At 72.1% G+C, this 20,314-nt stretch carries 16 protein-coding genes; 6 read left to right on the top strand and 10 right to left on the bottom strand.

All coding sequences use genetic code 11. The annotated features are described in order from the left end of the window. The first annotated feature begins 7 nt into the window (after positions 1-7). The 4 genes from mtrB to hpf all read left to right on the top strand — a co-directional run bounded on the left by mtrB (position 8) and on the right by hpf (position 5,032). Positions 8-1,777: an MtrAB system histidine kinase MtrB gene (gene mtrB, locus FB391_RS04130; protein WP_246093346.1), complete on the top strand. Its 1,770-nt coding sequence runs from the start codon at positions 8-10 to the stop codon at positions 1,775-1,777. Continuing rightward, positions 1,774-3,477: an LpqB family beta-propeller domain-containing protein gene (locus tag FB391_RS04135; protein ID WP_141892997.1), complete on the top strand. Its 1,704-nt coding sequence runs from the start codon at positions 1,774-1,776 to the stop codon at positions 3,475-3,477. Before mtrB ends, FB391_RS04135 begins: the two co-directional genes overlap by 4 nt. Positions 3,478-3,569: 92 nt before the next feature. After that, positions 3,570-4,256, top strand: coding sequence for a phosphoribosyltransferase family protein (locus FB391_RS04140; protein ID WP_141892998.1), 687 nt, complete (start codon positions 3,570-3,572; stop codon positions 4,254-4,256). Positions 4,257-4,372: 116 nt separating this feature from the next. Next, positions 4,373-5,032: a ribosome hibernation-promoting factor, HPF/YfiA family gene (hpf, locus tag FB391_RS04145; RefSeq protein WP_141892999.1), complete on the top strand. Its 660-nt coding sequence runs from the start codon at positions 4,373-4,375 to the stop codon at positions 5,030-5,032. Between the two features lie 56 nt (positions 5,033-5,088). On the opposite strand, the gene FB391_RS04150 is transcribed toward hpf, so the two are convergent. Beyond that, on the bottom strand, positions 5,089-5,763 hold the full coding sequence (locus tag FB391_RS04150) for a GntR family transcriptional regulator (protein WP_141893000.1): 675 nt from the start codon (positions 5,761-5,763) through the stop codon (positions 5,089-5,091). 156 nt (positions 5,764-5,919) lie between these two features. Between FB391_RS04150 and FB391_RS04155 the strand changes: the two genes are divergently transcribed. Continuing rightward, entirely contained in the window at positions 5,920-7,131 is a 1,212-nt protein-coding gene (locus FB391_RS04155; RefSeq protein WP_141893001.1) for an amidohydrolase family protein, read from the top strand. A gap of 172 nt (positions 7,132-7,303) precedes the next feature. Here the strand turns inward: FB391_RS04155 and FB391_RS04160 are convergent, their stop codons facing one another. Beyond that, positions 7,304-7,873: a TetR/AcrR family transcriptional regulator gene (locus tag FB391_RS04160; RefSeq protein WP_141893002.1), complete on the bottom strand. Its 570-nt coding sequence runs from the start codon at positions 7,871-7,873 to the stop codon at positions 7,304-7,306. A 52-nt stretch (positions 7,874-7,925) separates the two neighbouring features. Here FB391_RS04160 and FB391_RS04165 point away from each other — a divergent pair, with 52 nt between their 5' ends. Then, positions 7,926-8,399, top strand: coding sequence for a DUF1772 domain-containing protein (locus FB391_RS04165; protein WP_141893003.1), 474 nt, complete (start codon positions 7,926-7,928; stop codon positions 8,397-8,399). Between the two features lie 455 nt (positions 8,400-8,854). On the opposite strand, the gene FB391_RS04170 is transcribed toward FB391_RS04165, so the two are convergent. The 8 genes from FB391_RS04170 to FB391_RS04205 all read right to left on the bottom strand — a co-directional run bounded on the left by FB391_RS04170 (position 8,855) and on the right by FB391_RS04205 (position 20,184). After that, complete coding sequence (locus tag FB391_RS04170; RefSeq protein WP_141893004.1) at positions 8,855-10,213, bottom strand: hypothetical protein; 1,359 nt, start codon at positions 10,211-10,213, stop codon at positions 8,855-8,857. A 705-nt stretch (positions 10,214-10,918) separates the two neighbouring features. Beyond that, positions 10,919-12,760, bottom strand: coding sequence for a DEAD/DEAH box helicase (locus tag FB391_RS04175; RefSeq protein ID WP_141893644.1), 1,842 nt, complete (start codon positions 12,758-12,760; stop codon positions 10,919-10,921). A 118-nt stretch (positions 12,761-12,878) separates the two neighbouring features. Further along, positions 12,879-15,746 (bottom strand): ABC transporter permease, encoded by a 2,868-nt coding sequence (locus FB391_RS04180; protein WP_246093347.1) that lies wholly within the window; start codon positions 15,744-15,746, stop codon positions 12,879-12,881. Continuing rightward, positions 15,743-16,459, bottom strand: a complete 717-nt coding sequence (locus FB391_RS04185) for an ABC transporter ATP-binding protein (protein WP_141893005.1) — start codon at positions 16,457-16,459, stop codon at positions 15,743-15,745. The genes FB391_RS04180 and FB391_RS04185 overlap by 4 nt, the downstream gene beginning before the upstream one ends. Further along, a complete protein-coding gene (locus FB391_RS04190) occupies positions 16,456-17,094 on the bottom strand; it encodes a PadR family transcriptional regulator (RefSeq protein ID WP_141893006.1) in 639 nt (212 codons plus the stop codon). Before FB391_RS04190 ends, FB391_RS04185 begins: the two co-directional genes overlap by 4 nt. Positions 17,095-17,150: 56 nt before the next feature. Beyond that, positions 17,151-18,362: an ABC transporter permease gene (locus tag FB391_RS04195; protein ID WP_141893007.1), complete on the bottom strand. Its 1,212-nt coding sequence runs from the start codon at positions 18,360-18,362 to the stop codon at positions 17,151-17,153. Further along, the gene (locus FB391_RS04200; RefSeq protein ID WP_425462936.1) at positions 18,359-19,267 is read right to left on the bottom strand and encodes an ABC transporter ATP-binding protein; all 909 of its coding nucleotides are present in this window, start codon (positions 19,265-19,267) and stop codon (positions 18,359-18,361) included. The genes FB391_RS04195 and FB391_RS04200 overlap by 4 nt, the downstream gene beginning before the upstream one ends. Further along, positions 19,255-20,184, bottom strand: coding sequence for an efflux RND transporter periplasmic adaptor subunit (locus FB391_RS04205; RefSeq protein ID WP_141893008.1), 930 nt, complete (start codon positions 20,182-20,184; stop codon positions 19,255-19,257). Before FB391_RS04205 ends, FB391_RS04200 begins: the two co-directional genes overlap by 13 nt. Positions 20,185-20,314: the final 130 nt, after the last annotated feature.

Genomic DNA, 20,314 nt, shown 5'->3' on the forward strand with positions numbered 1-20,314 from the left:
GCGTGCCATGACCGCCCCGATCACGGGCGTGACCACGACCCGCACGCCGCTGCGCGGCTGGCGGCTGTGGCGCGCGTGGCCGGGCAACATCGGCGCGCTGTGGCGGCGGTCCCTGCGCTTCCGCACGCTCCTCGTCACGATCGGCCTGACGCTGCTCGCGGTGGCCGTCGCCTGCATCTGGATGGCGCTGCAGATCCAGAACGACCTCTACACCTCCCGGCAGCAGCAGGTGCTGGCCGACGCCGAACAGGCGCGCGCGGCCGCGCAGCGCACGCTCGACGCCGCTGTGCAGTCCGAGGCGGTGCAGCTGCAGAGCGTCATGACGCTCGCATCCCGGGCCCTGAGCGACCAGTCGTCGGCGCAGATGATGGCGGCATACCGGATCGGCCCGCCGGTGGCCAACGCGCCCCAGGACTTCTCGACGGCCGAGGGCGTCATCGAGCCGCTGCTGACGCCGGCGATGCGCGAGCAGGTGCGCGCCAACCCCGGGCGGCAGATCTGGCAGCCGGTGGCGCTGCCCGAGGACGGCGGCACGACACCGGGCATCATGGTCGGCCAGCAGCTGAACATCGAAGGGGTCGCGTCGTACGAGCTCTACCTCGCCTACGACCTCGCCAATGCGCCCCAGACGCTCGGGTTCGTGCAGGGGACGCTGTGGGTCGTCGGCATCGGGCTGGTGCTGCTCATCAGCGGCATCGCGTGGTTCGTGCTGCGCTCGGTGACCGCCCCGATCAGCGAGGCGGCCGACACCAGCGCGCGCCTGGCGGCGGGTCAGCTCGACGTGCGCGTGGAGGTCCACGGCGAGGACGAGCTCGCCACCCTCGGGCGCTCGTTCAACGCGATGGCCGACAGCATGGAGTCCCAGATCAAAGAGCTGGCGGAGCTCTCGCTCGTGCAGCAGCGCTTCGTGTCGGACGTGTCGCACGAGCTGCGCACGCCGTTGACGACCATCCGCCTCGCCGCCGACATGATCAACGACCAGCGCGACGAGTTCGACCCCGCGACCGCGCGGGCCGCCGAGCTGCTGAACGCGCAGGTGCAGCGATTCGAGGTGCTGCTCACCGACCTGCTCGAGATCAGCCGGTACGACGCGGGCTCCGTGCAGCTGGAGCGCGAGCCCACGAGCCTCGCCCACCTGGCCGAGGACGTGATCGGGTCGATGCAGCAGCTGGCGGAGCAGCACGGATCGGACGTTCGCCTGGTCGCGCCGGGAGGCTACTCGCCCGTCGACATGGACCCGCGCCGGGTGCGCCGCATCGTGCGGAACCTGCTCGGCAACGCCATCGAGCACGGCGAGGCGCGGCCCATCGTCGTCACCGTCGACAGCAACCAGAACGCCGTCGCGATCGGCGTGCGCGATTTCGGCATGGGCATGAAGCCCGGTGACGTCGACCACGTGTTCGACCGGTTCTGGCGCGCCGATCCGTCGCGCAAGCGCACGATCGGCGGCACGGGCCTGGGCCTGTCGATCGCGCTGGGCGACGCGAAGCTTCACGGCGGCCGGCTGTCGGTGTGGTCCGAGCTCGGCCGGGGCACGAACTTCGTGCTCACCCTGCCGAGGCAGAACGGCTCCCTCGACGGTGCCCTCCCCATCCCGGTCGAGCCGGGTGACGACGACGGGCCGGGCTTGGAGGAGCTGGGGCTGACCGAGCCCATCGAGCTGCCGCATGGCGGCGGGGGAGAGCAGGTCCCCACGCCCCCTCCAGACGACGCTGGCGCGTCGCCCGGAGCCTCCGGGCGCGTGGGCCCAGCCGGCGGCCGAGGGGACGCGTCATGACCCGGGCTCGCGGCATCCTCGCTCTCATCGTCGCGCTGTGCGCGGTCCTCGTCACGGGCTGCGCGGGCTTCCCCGAGAGCGGGTCGATCCAGTACGGCCTGGAGACCGGGGCCGATACCGGGGGGTCTCAGAACGTGACCTTCATCCCGAACCGGCCGCAGCCGGGCGCGACGCCGCAGCAGATCGTCGAGGGCTTCATCGACGCCGGGTCGGGCCCGGGTGTGCGCGGTACGTGGGACGTCGCGAAGGAATTCCTCGCCCCGGATCTCAAGGAGGCGTGGGATCCGCTGGCGACGGTGCGGATCGACGAGCGTGCCGAGCGCGACTACGCCGAATCCGCCACCGGCGAGGGTTCGGTGACGTTCTCGTACGAGGCGGTCGCCGACCTCGATGACATCGGCTCGTACAAGCGTGCGGAGCTGGCAGCGAACTCCCAGGAGTTCCGCCTGGCCAAGCAGTCCGACGGCGAGTGGCGCATCACCGAGGCGCCCGACGGCATCTGGCTCGACGAGGGTCAGTTCCCGCAGGTGTTCCGCCGCTATTCGCTGATGTACTTCGATCCGACGTGGCAGTACCTCGTTCCCGACGTCCGCTGGTTCCCGTCCGTCAACGCGGCCAGCACGATCGCCGTGAACCTCGTCAACAAGCCACGCAGCGAGTGGCTGGCCGAGTCGGTGAAGACGGCGTTCCCCGACGGCGCCGTGGTGGTGCCGTCGGTGCAGGTCGACGAGCAGGACGTCGCGATCGTGGATTTCGAGGACACCTCCCTGCTCAGCGCGAATCCGACCGCGCTGGACCGCATGGTGACCCAGCTGCGCGAGAGCCTGCACGCCGCCGGCGTGGCCGACGTCGTGATGCGCGTCGACTCGACGCCGGTCGAGGCATCCCCGGTGGCGGTGCGCTCCACGCGCGTGCCCGCGGCGCCGCTCGTCCTCACCGCCGACGGCTTCGGCTTCCTCGCCGGCGATGAGATCGATCAGATCCCCGGGCTGTCGCCCGCCGTGGTGGCCGCCGCTCCGACGGCGGTGCAGGTCGGTCCTGAGCACGACGTCGCCGCCGTGAAGCTGCCCGGCGGTGAGGTCGCGCGACTGACGTCCACGTCGACGGCTCCCGAGGTGCTCGACACCCGCGCCGGCCTGGCGGATCCCGTGGTCGACGGCTTCGGGTACGTCTGGAGCGTGCCGAAGGACCAGCCCACGGCGCTCCAGGCTTATGCGCCGCAGAGCATCGATCCCATCGCGCTCGCCGACGCGTGGCCCGATGCGACGGCCGTGAGCGCGATGGCGCTCTCGCGCGACGGCACCCGCATGGCGGCGACGGTCACCTCGGGCGGCCGCACCGTGCTGTGGGTGGCCGGCGTCCTGCGCGACGGCGACAACGTGCCGGTCGCCCTGGGGCCGACCGTTCCGCTCGCGATCGTCGGCGGCCCGGCCGACGGCGTCACCTGGGTCGACGACGTCACCGTCGGCGTGCTGGCGCGCGGCGATGACGCGTCGATCGTGGTGGAGCAGCCGGTGGGCGGCCCGACGGCGACCTCGTCGGGCACGAGTGGCATGGCGTCGATCGCGGGCGGGAACGGCACCTCCAGTCTCCGGCTCCGCGCCGAGGACGGCACGCTGTTCGTCAAGCGCGGAACGGCGTGGCAGCCGACGGCGACCGGCGTGCTGCTGCTCGCCACCCAGCAGGGCTCGCCGCAGTAGCCGTTCCTCCCCAGCCCGCCGGGGTGCGGCATCCGTCCACAGATCCGGGGGAGGCGAGTGGATGCCGCCACCCGCCGCCGCAGGCTGGGCGCATGCCGTCCGCCCTGGTGCTCGCCGTCCGGTCCGCCTGCGCGGACGCCCTCGCCCTGCTGCTCCCCGTGTCATGCGCCGGCTGCGACGAACCGGACGTCGGGTTGTGCGAGCGGTGCGTGCTGGCGCTGGCGCCCGCGCCGCGGCGTCAGCTCGTGGACGCGCCCGGGGGCGGCATCCCGGTGTGGAGCGGGCTCGTCTTCGAGGGCGTCGCCGCGCGCGTGCTGCGAGCGATCAAGCAGGACGGCCGCACGAGCCTCGCGCGCTCCCTTGCTCCGGCGCTGGCGGCCGCGCTGGAGCACGCGGAGCGGGGGCGCCCCGGCGCCGAGGCCGTCATCCTCGTGCCCATGCCGACGTCGCGGGCAGCGTACCGGCGCCGCGGGTTTCGCGTGCCCGAGCTTCTCGTCCGCCGCACCGGGCGGCGCGCGACGCGGCTGCTGCGGCACCGGCGTCGCACCGGCGACCAGCGAGGGCTCGACCGGGCCGCCCGGCGCCGGAACGTCGAGGGAAGTCTCGTCGCGCGTGAGGGCCTGTCGGGGCGACGGGTGGTGGTGGTCGACGACGTCGTCACGACGGGCGCGAGCCTGGCCGAAGCGGCCCGTGCACTCCGGGCGGCGGGTGCGGAGGTGGTGGGCGCCGCCACCGCCGCAGCGACACCCCGCCGCTTCGCACGACTCGGTGAACACTGACCGGACACGTTCCAAACTCACAGGTGACAGACCCGTAACGCCCGACTACCGTTGGGGGCACAAGGCGACTGAAGGTCCGCCCTTGACCGGGTGGACCGGAACAAGGAGGTCAGGGGATGGAAACCAGCATCGTCGGCGTGGGAGTGGGTATTTCGGATCGCTTCCGCTCGGTCGTCGAAGAGAAGGCCACCCGCATCGAGACCCTCGCTCCGCGCGCGCAACGCGTGGATATCAAGGTCACCCACCGCGCCTACCGCAACGGGCGTCCGGGTGACGAGACCGTCGAGCTCACCGTCGACGGCAAGGGGCCGGTGGTCCGGGCCGAAGCCACCGACGGCGACAAGTTCACCGCATTGGATCTCGCGGTCGACAAGCTGTGCGAGCAGCTGCGGCGCGCGAAGGACAAGCGCGTCGACGCACGCAACCACCCGCGTGGCGCCAAGTACGAGAAGGGGAGCGGCGCAATCCAGGGGATCGATCTGCAGCCGGCATCCGCCGACGTCCTCCGCGCCGTCGCGACGGGCGAGATCCCGATCGTCACCGGCAACGAGGAGGAAGAGGGCTATACGCCCGTCGTCATCCGCACGAAGGAGTTCCAGCCCGAGTGGATGTCGGTGGAAGAGGCGGTCGACCGCATGGAGCTCGTCGGCCACGACTTCTTCTTGTTCATCGATGTGCGCTCCGACCACCCGAGCGTCGTGTACCGCCGCAAGGGCTGGGACTACGGCGTCATCTCGCTGAGCACGCAGGCGCAGCCCGAGGAGCTCGCCTCGTAGTCCGCATCAGCAGGATTCCGTCGGGCGCGGCCACCAGGCCGCGCCCGACGCGTGTGTCAGGGTGCGGGCACCGGTCCGAGCGCCGCCAGCGCAGGTCGGCGTCCGCGCTCGATGTGCGCGTAGGCGATCGCCGCGGCGAGTTCGCCGTCGCCTGCCACGATCGCCTCGTACAGCGCCCGGTGCTCGCGGAGCTGATCGGGTTCACCGGCGCGACTCGTGCGGCGGAAGATCCACTCCATGCGCCCGAGCATCGGCTGCAGGCTGCGTGCGAGGAGGGTGTTGCCCGACACGTCGAGCACCGCGGCGTGGAAGCGCAGGTTGAGCGTGATTCCGTCGCTGTCGTCGCCCTCGGCGAAGCTCGCCTCGGACGCGGTGAGCACGTCTTGCAGGAGCGTGGCCGGCACACCGTCGGCGACGCGTCGTGCGGCCTGCCGCGCGGCGAACGGCTCGATGCACAGGCGCGCGTCGAAGAGCTCGTCGATGTCGGTGCTCGTGACGGGTGACACGACGGCCCCGCGGCGCGGCGACGTCTTCACGAAACCCTCGGACTCCAGCCGATGCAGCGCCTGCCGCACCGGCACGCGCGACACGCCATAGCGCTCCGAGAGCTCGCGCTCCTTGAGCCAGGTGCCCGGCCGCAGCTCGTCCGCCACGATGGCGCGCAGCAGTGCGCCGTACACGCCGTCGGCGAGCGCCTCGGCGCCGGCATCGGTGTCGACGACATCGGACATGGGCACTCCTCGAAGGCGGGCGGGGAGGTTGGTATCCCAACCGGGCTTCTCGGCCGCACCGACGACCTCATCTTAGCGAGAAGATGGGCATTTGGTATACCATCGAGGGGGTGTTGCCCGCTTTGGTGCGGCATCCTCTCGTCGAAAGGGCCAGGCGTGATCATTCGGAACGTGCGACCGTGGGGCGGCGAGACCTCGGACATCGTGATCGACGGGGACCGGATCGCCGCGATCCGCCCGCACGATCGGGCCGCCGTCGTGGCCGCGGGCGACGTTGACGGCCGCGGTCGGCTCGCGCTGCCGTCGTTCAGCGACGTGCACGTGCACCTCGACTCATCGCGCATCGGCCTGCCGTTCCGGCCTCACACCGGCGCTCCCGGCGTGTGGGGCATGATGCTCAACGACCGCGCGAACTGGCGCAACACCGACGTGCCGCACGCCGACATCGTCGCGGGCACGCTCGAGCGGATGATCGCGCGGGGCACGACACGGGTGCGCACGTACGCGCAGGTCGACGTCGACTGCAAGCTCGAGAAGTTCGATTCGGTGATGGCGGCGAAGGAGAAGTACCGGGGCCACGCCGACGTGCAGGTCATGACGTTCCCGCAGGCCGGCATCCTGCGCGAGGAGGGCACGGTCGCCTACCTCGAGGAGTCGCTCAGGCAGGGCGCCGACGTCATGGGCGGCATCGACCCCAGCCAGCTCGACCGCGACCCCGTGAAGCACCTCGACATCGTGTTCGGCCTGGCCGAGAAGTACCAGGTCGAGGTCGACATCCACCTGCACGAGCCGGGCGCGCTCGGCGTCTTCAGCACCGAGCTCGTGCTGGAGCGCACGCGCGCCCTCGGCATGCAGGGCAAGGTCACGATGTCGCATGCGTACGACCTGGGCGCGGTCTCGGAGGCGACGAGCCGCCGCCTCATCGACGAGTTCGCCGAGCTCGACATCGCAATGGCGACGATCGCCCCGTCGACGACCAACCACCTGCGCCTGCTCGACCTCGCGGACGCGGGCGTGCGCGTCGGGCTCGGTGAGGACGGACAGCGCGACTACTGGAGCCCGTACGGCAACTGCGACATGCTCGACCGGACGTGGCAGCTCGCGTTCGTCAACGGCTTCCGTCGCGACGACCACATCGAGCTCGCCCTCGCCGTCGCGACGATGGGCGGCGCGTCGATCATGAGCCACTCCTCGCCGCGGGTCGCGGGTGTCGGCGACCGCCCGGGCGTCGCCGTCGGCGACCGTGCCGACCTCGTGATCGTCGCAGGCGAGACGCCGACGAGCGCCGTCATGGACCGCAGCGACGACCGCACGGTGCTGCACGACGGCCGCCTCGTCGCCGACGGTCTGCGCGTGCTGGCACCCTGAGGCGCATCCCCTCGCGGGCTGTGGATGCCGCGGCAGCTCGTCGTCGAGTGTCCGTCGCCGCGAGACCGGGGCGGATGTCGTCGAGACCGGGCGGTCGGGCCGGGCCCTGGGGCGACGCCGCGGGTCTCGACCGAGACGCCCGGCCTCGATGAAAGACGGCGGCGGGGTCCGCTCAGCCTCCTGCGAACAGCCGGGCGATCGCGGCCTCGCGCACGTCGTCCAGCGCGGGGTCGAGGCGGTCATGCGCCGCGAACTGGCCCGCGCCGTGGAGCATGCTCCACAGGAGCTCGGCGCGCACGGCACGATCCTTCTCGTCGGCGCCGCCGACCGCCTGCTCGAAGATCGCGAACCCCTCGCGCAGGATCGCGGGGGTGTCGCTCGACGCGAAGGCGACGCTCGTCCGTGAGGTCGTCATCACCTCGTAGACGGCGGGATGCGTGCGCGCGAAGCGCAGGTAGCCCTCGATCAGCCGGGGGAGGTTCGCAGCGGGATCCTCCGCGCCGGGGGAGCGTATGACGTCGACGAGGTCGGCGTATCCCTGCACGACGACCCGCGCGACGATCTCGTCGCGCCCGCCGGGGAAGTGCCGGTAGAGGATCGGCTGGCTCACGCCGATGGCGTCCGACAGCCGGCGCACGGTGACGGCCGGCCATCCGTCCTGCTCGGCGATCTCGCGGGCCGTGTCGACGATGCGCGCCTCTCGGTTGCGGAATCGCTCCTGCTCTTGCGCTGTGCGTGCCACGTCGCTAGGTTAGCACCGCTAACTGTTAGCAGTGATAACACCTGGAGACACCATGGACCTCATCATCGGCGCCACTGCCACCCTCGCAATCCTCGCGCTCGCGGTCATCTACGGGACCGACGTCGTCGCCGCCGTCGTGCAGCGCCCCGTCTACGCCGAGGTCGACGACCGCAGCCTTGTGCAGTTCACCGGCCGTGGCCACTACTACGGCGACCGCCGGCTGCCCATCGTCGGAATCGCCGGCACCGTGCTGACCGCCGCCACCGCCGGGCTCTCACTCTTGTGGGGCACCACCGTGACAGGCATCGCGTCGGTGGTCGCGCTGCTGCTGCTCCTCGTGTGGCTGACGCTCTTCGCCCGCATCTCGGCGCCGATCAACAAGGTGCTGACGGCGGCGGCGCTCGCCGATGAGGTCCCCTCGAACGCCCGCGCCCTGCAGGCCCGCTGGGAGTCGATCATCCCGCTGCGCGCGGTCCTCCTCGGCGTGACGATCCTGCTCCTGTGCACGACGATCCTCCTCGGCTGAGCCGCTCGGGAGCTCATGCCTCGACCCTGCTCCGCGCCGGGTCGAGGCATCCCCGTCCGATCACCCGGGCACGCCCGGGACCGCCGAGCGCCGCCCGAATCGCGGTTGCGTGTGTCGCGCCGGGCATCGGCGCGCCAGCATCCTGAAGCGTCCTCAACTGAGGAGCAGCGCCGGGCGGCGGAGGCTCTGATGCCTGTCGACCCGCAGCTCGGCGATTGTCCTCATCTGAGGACCGGGTCGCGTCGGCGCCGTCCACCCGAGACCGCGAAGTGCCACCGCACCTCAACTGAGGTGCCGAGCCGAGCTGCTGACCACAACACAGGGGACCGGTCCGCAGCCCGGCACTCATCCTCGTTTGAGGAGTCGCGCGGCCTGGCGCGATCCTCATCCGAGGACCGGGCGAACCTGGACTCCTCCTCATCTGGGGGAGGGATGCCGGCGGCTGGGGGAGCGCGTCAGTCGAAGAAGCCGTCGAGCAGGCTGCCGATGACGAGACCGCCGAGGATGCCGCCCATCACGTCGGAGCCGCCGCTGCCGCGGCCGCCGTAGCCGCCACGCTGGCCGTAGCCGGGGCCGCCCCACTGGTCCGGCTGGGGTCGGGCGTTGTCGATGTCACGCTGCGCGAGCTGCAGCGCTTCGCTCGCGAGGAACGCGGCCCGACGCGCCATCGCGAACGCCTCTTCGCGGTGATCGTCGTCGATGGCGGTGACGGCCGCCGCCGACGTGCCGAGGTAGCGATCGAGGTCGGTCCGCACGCGCTCCGCCTCGGCCAGGCGGGTGCGCGCGTCCGCGCCGATCCAGCCGCGGTGCCCGGCGATGACGTCGCGTGTCACGGCGAGCTGGCGGTCGGCATCGTCGATCGCGTGGCGCACGTGCTCCAGCGGCGGGAGCGGGCGCGCCGCGCGCTCGCGGGCGGCCGCGATGGCCGCGTCGAGGCCCGCGTTCGCCTCGCGCAGACGCGTGAGCTGCTCGAACGGGTCGGTGTTGACGCCGCCCGCCGGCAGCGCGGCCAGGGCCGCCTGCAGCTCGTCGATCGCAGCGGCGACGGCCGGCGATGACGGCTCCTTGAGCGCGACCACGAGGTCGCCGCGTGAATCCTCGACGATCGCGGCGAGCGTCGACTCGGCCCGCAGCGCCTCGACCTCGAACGTCTCGACGGCCTCGATGAGCTTCTCGGCCCGGCGCACGGACTCGATCGAGGCCTCGAGCGCCATGCTGGCCTGCTCGCGCTGACCGGCCTCGCGGCGACGCTCGGCGACGCTCGCGCTGTGCTCGGCGAACCCGAGCAGCTGCTCGGCCTCGGCCGGGTTGGCGTCGATCTGGGCGAGCGCCTGCGCGGCGTACCGTGCCGACAGCCGGTCGACGGTCGCGCGGGCATCGGGCAGCGCAAGGCGCAGGCGCGCGGCATCCGCCCGGATCTTCGCGATGATCTCGGGAGCGCGACGGGCACGCTCGATCGGCGCCGCGAGGGCCTCGGTGCGGTCGTCGAGGAGGTCCTCCGCCCACTCGCACAGCTGCACGATGCGGGCATTGCGGGTGCGGAGCTCTTCGGCCGTGTCGGGGATCTCGTCGTGGTTCAGCTGGTGCAACTGGAACGCCTCTTGCAGGTGCGTGCGCACCGAGTCCAGCGCCTCGCGCAGATCCTTCGTGGTGCCCGGGCCCAGCTCGGCCTCGGCGAACGCGAGTTCGTCGGTGGTGAGGCGGATCCGCTCGTCGGCGGCGACCAGCGCCTGCTGCGCACGGCGCGCGAGATCCGCGTCCTGTGCGGTCAGTTCTTCTTGCTCGCGCTTGCGTCTGCCCCAGAATCCGGCCATGAATCGATCCTACGGGCGCGGCTGGGAGCGGGCTGAGGCGGACCCCCGCCGCTGGGGATTGTTCGCCCAGAGCGTCGCCGACTCTGCCCGCCGGAGCCGGGGGTGGGGCGGGATGCCGGCGGTCCGGGGATGCCGGGATCCCCGGACACCGGAGGCGGCCATACCGGAGGCCGCGGATGCCGGCAGCGGCCATGCCGGAGGCCGGGGAGGCCGAAGACCGGGGATGCCGGGATCCCCGGACACCGGAGGCGGCCATACCGGAGGCCGCGGATGCAGGCAGCGGCGATACCGGAGGCCGGGGATGCTGGCGTGGCCGGCGATACCGGAGGCCGGGGATGCCGAAGGCCGGGAATCCCGGAGGCGGGATGCCGGCGGCCCGGGATGCCGCAGGCCGGCGACGCGCGAACCAGGGGTATGCCCGCGGCCGGGCATCCCGAAGTTCGTGACGTTCACGGTCTGCGCCACGCACGCACAATCGGATCCGCTGATGCGGACCGACAGGGCGCCGCGCCGTGATCCGGGATCGGCGCAACGGCGTGTCAGACCGCCGGTCCGCTCATGCGGATCCGATTCAAGGTGCGGCGCGAAGCGGGCGACGCCTGCCCCCGCGCGGCCCGGGGCGGTGCGGCACGGTGTGGCGCTGCCCGGCGCCGCACCGCGGGCGACGCCCGCCTGGCGCGGCCCGACCGGGCGAGGCGGGATGCCTCAGTCGGCGTCGCGCTTGTGCCGCGGCTTGCGGTCGCCCGAGTCGCGGTACGAGCTCTTCGAGCCCGAGTCGCGGTACGAGCCGCGCGAGCCGGAGTCTCCGTACGACCCGCGACCGCCGTAGCCGCCGCGGTCGCCCGAGCCGCGGTCGTCGCGGCGGCCGCGGGAGGTGGCATCCGTCCGACGCTGCGGGCGTCCGCTGTCGGGACGCAGCTCGATGAGCTGGCCCGAGATGCGGGTGTCGGCGAGCCGGTCGAGCGTGCCGTGGGGAAGGTCTGCCGGCAGCTCGACGAGCGAGAAGTCGGGCATGATCTTGATCGCGCCGAAGTCGTCGCGGCGCAGGCCGCCCTCGTTCGCGAGCGCGCCGACGATCTGGCGCGGTTCGACGCGCTGACGCTTGCCGACGTTGATGCGGTAGGTCGCGAAGCCTTCGCGCGGCGTGCGGCGCTCGGGGCGGTCGCCACGCTCGCCGCGGTCGGGGCGGTCACCGCGTTCCGGGCGGTCGGTGCGCTCACGGCGCGGAGCGGGCTCGGGGTCGGGCTCCAGCAGCAGCGGGGTCTCGCCCTGTGCGACCACGGCCAGAGCGGCGGCGACGTCGACCTCGGGAACATCGTGGTGACGCACATAGTGGGTGACGATGTCGCGGAAGGCCTCGATGCGCCCGGCCTCTTCCAGCGCCGCGGTGATGCGGTCGTCGAAGCGCGACAGACGCGTCACGTTGACCTCGTCGACGCTCGGCAGCGCCATCTCGGTGAGCTCCTGACGGGTGGCGCGCTCGATCATCTTGACGAGGCCGCGCTCGCGGGGCGTGACGAAGCTGATGGCGTCGCCCGAGCGGCCCGCACGACCCGTGCGGCCGATGCGGTGGACGTACGACTCGGCGTCGGTGGGGATGTCGTAGTTGACGACGTGCGACACGCGCTCGACATCGAGACCGCGCGCGGCGACGTCGGTGGCCACGAGGATGTCGAGCTTGCCCGACTTCAGCTGGTTGACCGTCTTCTCGCGCTGCGGCTGGGCGATGTCGCCGTTGATCGCGGCGGCGGAGTAGCCGCGGGCGCGCAGCTTCTCGGCGATCTCTTCGGTGACGCTGCGCGTGCGGCCGAACACGATCATGCCGTCGAAGTTCTCGACCTCGAGGATGCGGGTGAGGGCGTCCATCTTCTGCTGCCATGCGCTGATGAGGTAGCGCTGCGAGATGTTGGCCGACGTCTGCGTCTTCGCCTTGACGGTGATCTCTTCGGGATCGTGGAGGTACTGCTTCGACATGCGGCGGATCTGCGCCGGCATGGTCGCCGAGAACAGCGCCACCTGCTTGGTGTCGGGGGTCTCGGCGAGGATGGTCTCGACGTCCTCGGCGAAGCCCATCTTCAGCATCTCGTCGGCCTCGTCGAGCACGAGGTACTGCAGCTCCGACAGGTCGAGCGTGCCCTTCTCGAGATGGTCGATGATGCGGCCCGGGGTTCCGACGACGATGTGCACGCCGCGACGCAGCGCCGACAGCTGCACGCCGTAGCCCTGCCCGCCGTAGACGGGAAGGATGTGCACGTCCTTCAGGTGCGCCGCGTACTTCTCGAACGCCTCGCACACCTGCAGCGCGAGCTCGCGGGTGGGGGCCAGGACGAGCGCCTGCGGAGTCTTCTGCGACAGGTCGAGCCGGTCGATGATCGGCAGCGCGAACGCGGCGGTCTTGCCGGTTCCGGTCTGCGCCATGCCCACGACGTCGCGCCCCGCGAGGAGGGTCGGGATGGTCGCCGCCTGGATCGCCGAAGGGGTCTCGTAGCCGATGTCCTTCAGCGCCTTGAGGACGGGAGCGCTGAGCCCGAGGTCTGAGAAGGTCATCGCTGCGGGCTCGGTCTGAGCCTCGTCTTCGATCTGGTCGGCGTTCGTGTGCACAGTTAAGCGTAGCGGGGCCCGCCTGTGAGGCGACAGGATGCCGTCGGCCCGGCCTGTGCGACGATCAGGCGATCGCGGTCCGGCGCGTGAGGTCGGGGTCGCGCGGCGGCACCAGCCATGACACCGTGGCGATCGCCAGCGGGAGGCCCACCGCGAGCATCGCGAGCACCGTCCACGGTATGTCCGCGGCGCGCAGATCCAGCTGTGACTGGAGCGCGAAGCCGAGCGGTGGAAGGATGCCGGCGACCGTCCCCGACAGCGTGCCGAAGCCCGCGATCACGAGGCCCTGCCAGAACCCGATGCGCCGGCGGAGCCTCCGGGTGCCGCCGATCGCGGTGAGCGTGGCGTCATCGGGGCGTCGTTCGTAACGGGCGAGTCCGAGTGCGACGGCGCTCGCGCCGAGCACGAGGACGGCGACGCCGGCGAGACTCGGCACCATCCACACGGCGCTGCTCGGCGGCCCTGTCTCGAACCGCGGTGCGAGCGCCCATCCCTCGCCCTGGACGAGTGCGGACTGTTCGGCGACCCTGTCGAGGTCGCTCACCGGAGGCGGCTGTGCGAACCCCGCGACCACCGACTCCGGCTGAGCGACGATGCCGAGGCGAGCGGCCGTCGACGGCGCGATGGCGATCGAGATGGGCTGGTTCGGGCGGTCGACGGTGATCGCGTCGAGCCGGTCGGTCCAGAGCGGTTCGGCGAAGTCGGGCGGGGCGGACTCTCCGGGTAATGCCCTGCTGGTGTCCCAGATGTTGTCGGGCGCACGGCCCTCGCTCGCGTCGCGCGCCGTCCAGGCAGCCAGCTCGATCCTGCCGTCGGTGACGTAGCGGGGATCCGCGGCGAGCGCCGCGCCGGCACGGTACGCGGCGAGCTGTCCGGCTGACAGCTTCATGCCGAGCGCCACCTCGAGCTCGCCGGGCGTGATGACCGAAATGGGGTTCGTCGGGTGCTGCCCGTTCGTCGAGAAGCTCTCGATGACGTTCGGATCGAGGAGGTGGCGCGAGGGGAGCAGCGCCATCACGAACTCCGATTCGGCGTCGTCCGCGCGCTGCGCGAGGAACCACGGGTCCGGCTGGGCGCTGACGACGGCGATGTCGTCAGCGCCCGCACTCCTCGCCAGATCCGCCGCGCGTGCGATGGCGGTGCGCGCGGCGTCCGGCGTGAGGGCATCCATCCCGGACGGCGTCACCTCGATGGACAGTGCCCCCAGCGGCGCCGCGTAGAACCACGTCCGTGCCGAGGAGGCCGACTGCATCGCGGACTGCCCGATCGCGAACACACCCAGGAACACGGTGGCCGCGATCGCCGCGAACGCGGGAACCGTGCGCGAGGCGTTCGCCGCGGCGTCACGCGCGGCCAGCCGCGCCGAGAGACCGACCCTCGACAGTCCACGGGCGGCCCACCACAACAGCCAGGCGCCTGAGACGAGGACGCCGATCTGGACGAGGACCGGCCCGACGACGATCCCGACGGGCGGGAGCGTCCGCAGCGGCGAGTCGTACGGCACGGTGCTGGAGCTGAGAGCGGTCGCGGCGGCTGCGGCGGCCGCGGTGACACCGATGCCGGCGAGCAGCAGCACACTGCCCCAGATCGGCCGCGAAGCGCGCGGCCGCTGCGGGCGCCGGGCACCGCGGAGGGCGCCGATGACGTCGCTGCGGGTCACGGTCCGCGCGGGCATCAGCGCCGAGGCGGTGCCGACGACGGCTGCGAACGCGAAGACGATCGCGAGCATCGGCCACGGCACATGGAAGCCCCAGTAGCGGGTGGCGCTGCCGTCCTGCGTCAGCTGCATCACGAGAGCAGCCACGCCGATCCCTGCGACGATGCCGATGACGCCCCCGACGATGCCGAGCACCGTGCCTTGCAGGGCGATGGTGCGTGCGAGGTCGCGCGGGCGGGCGCCGACGCTCGCCACCATCGCGAGGGAGCGCTGCTGCCGACGGGCCGAGACGGCGAAGGCGGCGCCCGCGAGCATGACCGCGACGTACGCGACGAAGGCGCCGGCCACGGCGAGCACGGTGAGGATCGTCCACATCGAGCTCAGCCACGCGTCCTGTGCGCTCGCTCCTTCGATCGCGGTCACGGTGGGCGGGTCGAGGTCGATCTGCCGCGAGTAGGCGACGATGCCCTTCGCGTTCAGCCGCTGCACGTCCTGCCACGAGATCGCGGTGTCGGGCAGATACCACCGCGGCTCGCCCGGGACGAGATCCGCCCCGGGAAGGAACACCGCCGCGACGGCATCAGGGATCGTCGCGGCATCCAACGTGCCGACCACGGTGAACGCGCGGCCGGCGTCCGGCCCGGCGAGGGCGAGCTCCCCGCCGATCGCGATTCCGAGGCGGTCCAGGGCGGCGGCGGTGACCATGGCTTCGTCCGCGCCCGCGGCACGCACCCCGCCCGTGAGGTCGAACCGCCCGGCGAAGCGCGGATCCCAGGCGGGCCCGCCCCACGCTTCGAGGCGGGCCGTGCCGCCGAGCGTCTTCACCGCCACGTCGCCGTGGGTCAGCTCGATCGTCTCGGCGCCACGGGGGAGCCACGGCACGGGGCTCGCCACCGGCCCGCCCGGCGGGATCTGCCACCCGCCGCCGTCCGTGACAGGGTAGCCGTTCCAGTCCGGCCGGTTCGGAGCCTGCCAGAACCCCGCGTCGGGCACACCGGCCGGTCTCACCCAGGCCTGCATGCCGCCGAGCTCGACGGTGCTCCGCTCCTCGGCGGTGCCCACCGAGCTCATCGCGTAGACGGCGTAGGCGCTCATCGCCGCGATCGGCAGCGCCACGAGCGTCATCACCAGGGCGCTCGCACCCTTCGCGCGCCAGACCTGCCGACGGGCGAGACGCGCCGCCACACGCCAGCGTGCCCACGCCGACGGACGGCCACGGGGCGCGGCATCCCTCGGCGTCGCCTCGGTGACGGAGGCCTCCAGCAGTCCGGTCATGCGCCTGTCAGCAGGCTCTCGGCGCCGGCCCGGCGGGTCTGATCGACCATGCGGCCGTCGCGCAGGAAGACGATGCGATCGGCGAACGCGGCGTGGCGCGCCTCGTGGGTGACGAGGATGCCGGCGGCCCCGGCATCCACCCGCGCTCTGAGCATCTTCAGCACGAACTCGCCGGTGACCGAGTCGAGGGCGCCGGTGGGCTCGTCGGCGAGGATGAGCCGGCGCCCGCCGACCACGGCCCGCGCGATCGCCACCCGCTGCTGCTGGCCGCCCGACAGGTCGTCGGGATACGACGACGCCTTGCCTTCGAGCCCGACGGCGGCGAGGGCGTCCCGACCGGCGCGCCGTGCCGCCCGGGCGCGGAACCCGTCGAGCTCGAGGGGCAGGGTGACGTTCTCGAGCGCGGTCAGCGTCGGGATGAGGTTGAAGTCCTGGAACACGAACCCCAGCGAACGCCGGCGCAGACGTGCGAGTTCGCGCGGAGACTGCTCGCTGAGGTAGGCGCCCTCGACCACCACCTCGCCGGTCGTCGGGATCGCGAGCCCGCCGGCGATGGCCAGGAGCGTCGACTTGCCCGACCCCGATGGGCCCATCACCGCGACGAGCTCACCGCGCTGCACGTCGAGGTCGACGCCCGACAGCGCCGAGACGGCGGTCGCCCCGGTGCCGTACTGCTGCGTCACGCCGATGAGGCGCAGCACGGTGTCGCTCATCGCAGGGACCCGGGCGCTTCGACAGGCCCCGCGACCGGTCCCTGAGCCTGTCGAAGGGCAGGACGCCCGCGGCGGGGCTTCTCGGTCGACAGCGCCAGCGCCATCGCATGGTCGGGATGCATCGCCAGGCGCTGCTCGGAGTGGTCGAGCCAGCGGACCTCTGCCTCGGCGGCGAAGATCATCGAGTCGACGACGAGCGACCACGCCAGCTCTTCCGGGCCGTCCGGATTCTCGCCGGCGTACTTCGCGCGGTTGAGCTCCTGCAGCTGGGCGAGCGACGCGCGCCGCTGCGTCTGGATGATGTCGGCCACCTCGACCCCCGGCAGCGTCGCGGCCACCGCCAGCTTGATGGCCAGCTCGTCGCGCGTGCCCTGCCCGCGCTCGACGGGCGAGTCGAGCCACGAGCGCACCTCTGCGGCGCCGGCATCGGTGATCTGCCAGTACACGTGGCCCTGGTCGTCGACATCGCCCTTCTCGACGAGGCCGTCGCGTTCGAGGCGGTCGAGCGTGTTGTAGATCTGGCCGACGTTCAACGGCCATGTGGAACCGGTGCGCCGGTCGAACTCGGCGCGCAGCTGATACCCGTAGCACGGGCCCTGATCGAGGATGGCCAGCAGGCTCTGGCGGACGGACATGGGATCTCCTTCGGGACGGAGTGCTGCTGCGCCCGGGCTGGAGCGCAGACGGAGTGTCAGAAGCGGAGTGCGTCGATGACGTTGGACCTCACAGCCATGAGTGCGGGGATGAAGCCGGCCAGCGCACCGATCGCGACGGCGGCGATGAGCCCGACGACGGCGGCCCGCATCGGGAACGGCGGGATGTCCTGCATCCCCTGGAACATGTCGAGCACGAACGGCGCCTTCAGGATCGCGACGGCCAGGGCGATGCCGATCACGCCGGCGACCGCGGTGGCCACGACGCTCTCCAGCAGCACCGAGGTGAAGATGCGGCCCCCGGTCGCGCCGAAGCTGCGACGCACCCCGATCTCGCGGATGCGCTGGCGCATGGCCACGAGCTGGATGTTGACGAGGCCGAGACCGCCGAGGAGCAGCACGAGCCCGGCGATGGCGCCGGTGATGAGCTCGAACATCGCGGCCGAGCTCTTGGCCTCGGGCCGCGACGCCCAGTCCGTGCGCGAGACCATGACCTCGACGCCCTTGTCGACACCGGCGCGCAGGTCCATCGCGAGGACGGGTCCGACGTCGGCCACGCCCTCCTCGGGCACCCACACCTCCCACGTCACCGACGAGTCCGCGGGCAGGGCGTCGACGCGGGCCGCGTACGAGTCGTACAGCATGGTGGCGAGCTTCTCGTTGTCGCCGTCGTACACGCGCGGGGTCACGCCGATGACCGGGTACGAACCGGCGACGTCGCCGGTCAGCGGCAGTGCGAAGCCGGCGGCGAGATCGGGGCGGCCGTAGACGTCCCACAGCGCCTCGGTGATCACCACGGGCGGGGCGAGCAGCTCGGCGTCTGCCTCATCGAACCAGCGGCCCTCCAGCAGGGCCGTGCGGTGGATGATCGGGTAGGCGGGGTCGACGAGCCGCACGTTCAGCGTCTGGACCTGCTCGGGCGTCTGCACCTGGACCGCCACCGGATTGACGATGCGCGTGAGGTACGAGAACGAGTACCGCCCCGACACGTCCTGCACGTGCGCGTCGAAGGTCTCCCAGTCCATCGGCGTGCCGTCGGTGCGCATCGCCGAGACCGACACCGTCGCCGGCCGGCCGCCGCTCTGGTCGGACTGCTCCGCCATCTGCTGCTGCTGGTACTCGCTGAGCGCGACCACGGCGGTGAGCGCGCCGACCGACACCGCGATGCCGATGAGGCTGAGCAGCACCCGCAGCTTGTGGTGCCGCAGCTCCGACCATGCTTCGCCGAGCGCGCCGATCAGGCCGGTCACGAGGCCACCTCCACCGGGTCGGCGTCGGTCGCGGTCGCGGTCTCGGACTCGGACTCGGACTCGGACGACGGAGTGGATGCCGTGTCCTCCGGCTCTCCGACGACCGAGGCGGCGGCATCCGCGGGTCCTGCCGCGACGCTCTCGGCGAGCTCGGGGGCGAGCGCGACGCGGTCGTACGCGGCGGCCGCCGCGGCACCCGCGGCCGGCGCTGACAGGTCGAACGGTGTGAGCACTCCGGCCTCCAGGCGGTAGTGGCGCCGCGCGCGGGCGGCGACGTGGAGGTCGTGCGTGATCGTGACGAGGGCCGCGTCCGCCTCGGAGGCGATCTCGTCCAGCAGCGCCATGACGCTCCCACCCGTCTCGACGTCCAGCGCCCCGGTCGGCTCGTCGGCCAGGATCAGGGCCGGGCGGCGCACGAGCGCCCGCGCGATGGCGACGCGCTGCTGCTCGCCGCCCGACAGCTGCTCGGGCGTCGAGTCGATGCGATGGCCGAGGCCGACGCGTTCGAGCATCGCGGTGGCGGTGCGCCGGCGGTTCCAGAATGCACGGCCCGACGCGTACCCCAGGGGCATCGCGACGTTCTCGAGCGCCGTGCGCCCGGCGAGCAGGTTGAACTGCTGGAACACGAACCCGACGTTGCGTCCGCGCAGCTTGTCGAGCTTGCCCTTGCGCATCCGGCGCACCGGCTCGCCGCGGAACCACACCGCGCCCTCGGACGGGCGGTCGAGCATCCCCATGAGGTTCAGCAGCGTCGATTTGCCCGAACCGCTGCGGCCGACGATGGCGACGTGGTCGCCGGCGGCGATGGCGAGCTCGACGTCACGCAGGATGTCCAGCCGCGAGTCGTCGGGGAGGATGACGTGCTTCGCCACGCCCTCCAGCCGGACGAGGCTCACCAGTTCCATCCCGCCGGCTCGCAGTACTCGCCGCCCATGCCGTCGTCGTAGCAGACCGGCTCGTTGCCTGCGGCGAGGCCAGGCACGTACTGCCGCACCTGCTCGCCCTCGTCGACCCCGGCCGTCACCTCGACGGTCGTGCCGTCGCTGACGCCCAGCGTGACATCGCGCTCTTCGAGTTCGCCGGTGCCGGCATCCACCCACACCACGCCGGTGCCCGACCCGCCCTTGACTGCGGTCGTGGGCACGACGAGGACGTCCGACACGGTGCCGAGGTCGATGTCGAGCTGCGCCTGCAGCCCGGCGAACACGGTCTGGTCGGCGGGCACCGCGCACGTGACGGTCGTGGTGCCGTCTTCGGCGACCGCGACCTTGAGGCCCGTGCAGGTGAACGGCGCCGGGCCGCCCTGGATCGTGACGGCCGCCTCGGTGGGGGCGTTGAGCAGCCGGTACAGCTGCACCGGCTCGACCGTGGCCTGCACGTGGTACCGCGCCGGGGTGAGCTTCGCCAGCTCGACGCCGATGGACGCGGGCTGGCCCTTCACGATCGCGAGCTCGGTGACCTCGCCGGCCTCGGGGGCGACGACGTCGATGTTCTTGACAGGGTCGGTCTGCTTGATCGTGAACAGCTTCTGGCCGGCGGCGACCGACTGGCCCTCGCCGACGTCGACCGAGGTGACCAGGCCGTCGACGCCCGAGCGGACCGGGTAGGCGGCATCCCGCGCGATGGTCCCGGTGAGGCTCAGCGCGTTGACGACCTCGCCGCGCTCGACGGCGACCACGGGATCGGCGATCTGCGCGCTCGGCTCCAACGCGGCGGCGGGCGCCTGATCCGGGAAGAAGGCGATCTTCACCAGGGCGACGGCTCCTGCCCCCACCACGATCACCATCAGGATCGGGAAGATCCATCGACGCCAGACCACCATGTCGTACCTCTCCGTCGGGGTATACCCAGTATGTAGTGACCGAGTATATACATACCCGGAATGCAGACGAAGGATGCCGTGAAGCCGTGTCCGCCGGCATCCACACGGCTCGCGCACCCAGCGCACACCA

This window comes from Microbacterium kyungheense (genome assembly GCF_006783905.1).
Classification (GTDB): Bacteria; Actinomycetota; Actinomycetes; order Actinomycetales; family Microbacteriaceae; genus Microbacterium; species Microbacterium kyungheense.

What these genes read in the sequence shown, in the direction of transcription:
- FB391_RS04170 (WP_141893004.1), bottom strand. Translation starts at nt 10,213, where the DNA reads ATGGCCGGATTCTGGGGCAGACGCAAGCGCGAGCAAGAAGAACTGACC.
- FB391_RS04175 (WP_141893644.1), bottom strand. Translation starts at nt 12,760, where the DNA reads ATGACCTTCTCAGACCTCGGGCTCAGCGCTCCCGTCCTCAAGGCGCTG.
- FB391_RS04185 (WP_141893005.1), bottom strand. Translation starts at nt 16,459, where the DNA reads ATGAGCGACACCGTGCTGCGCCTCATCGGCGTGACGCAGCAGTACGGC.
- FB391_RS04135 (WP_141892997.1), top strand. Translation starts at nt 1,774, where the DNA reads ATGACCCGGGCTCGCGGCATCCTCGCTCTCATCGTCGCGCTGTGCGCG.
- FB391_RS04150 (WP_141893000.1), bottom strand. Translation starts at nt 5,763, where the DNA reads ATGTCCGATGTCGTCGACACCGATGCCGGCGCCGAGGCGCTCGCCGAC.
- FB391_RS04180 (WP_246093347.1), bottom strand. Translation starts at nt 15,746, where the DNA reads ATGACCGGACTGCTGGAGGCCTCCGTCACCGAGGCGACGCCGAGGGAT.
- FB391_RS04140 (WP_141892998.1), top strand. Translation starts at nt 3,570, where the DNA reads ATGCCGTCCGCCCTGGTGCTCGCCGTCCGGTCCGCCTGCGCGGACGCC.
- FB391_RS04165 (WP_141893003.1), top strand. Translation starts at nt 7,926, where the DNA reads ATGGACCTCATCATCGGCGCCACTGCCACCCTCGCAATCCTCGCGCTC.
- FB391_RS04190 (WP_141893006.1), bottom strand. Translation starts at nt 17,094, where the DNA reads ATGTCCGTCCGCCAGAGCCTGCTGGCCATCCTCGATCAGGGCCCGTGC.
- FB391_RS04200 (WP_425462936.1), bottom strand. Translation starts at nt 19,267, where the DNA reads ATGGAACTGGTGAGCCTCGTCCGGCTGGAGGGCGTGGCGAAGCACGTC.
- mtrB (WP_246093346.1), top strand. Translation starts at nt 8, where the DNA reads ATGACCGCCCCGATCACGGGCGTGACCACGACCCGCACGCCGCTGCGC.
- FB391_RS04205 (WP_141893008.1), bottom strand. Translation starts at nt 20,184, where the DNA reads ATGGTGGTCTGGCGTCGATGGATCTTCCCGATCCTGATGGTGATCGTG.
- hpf (WP_141892999.1), top strand. Translation starts at nt 4,373, where the DNA reads ATGGAAACCAGCATCGTCGGCGTGGGAGTGGGTATTTCGGATCGCTTC.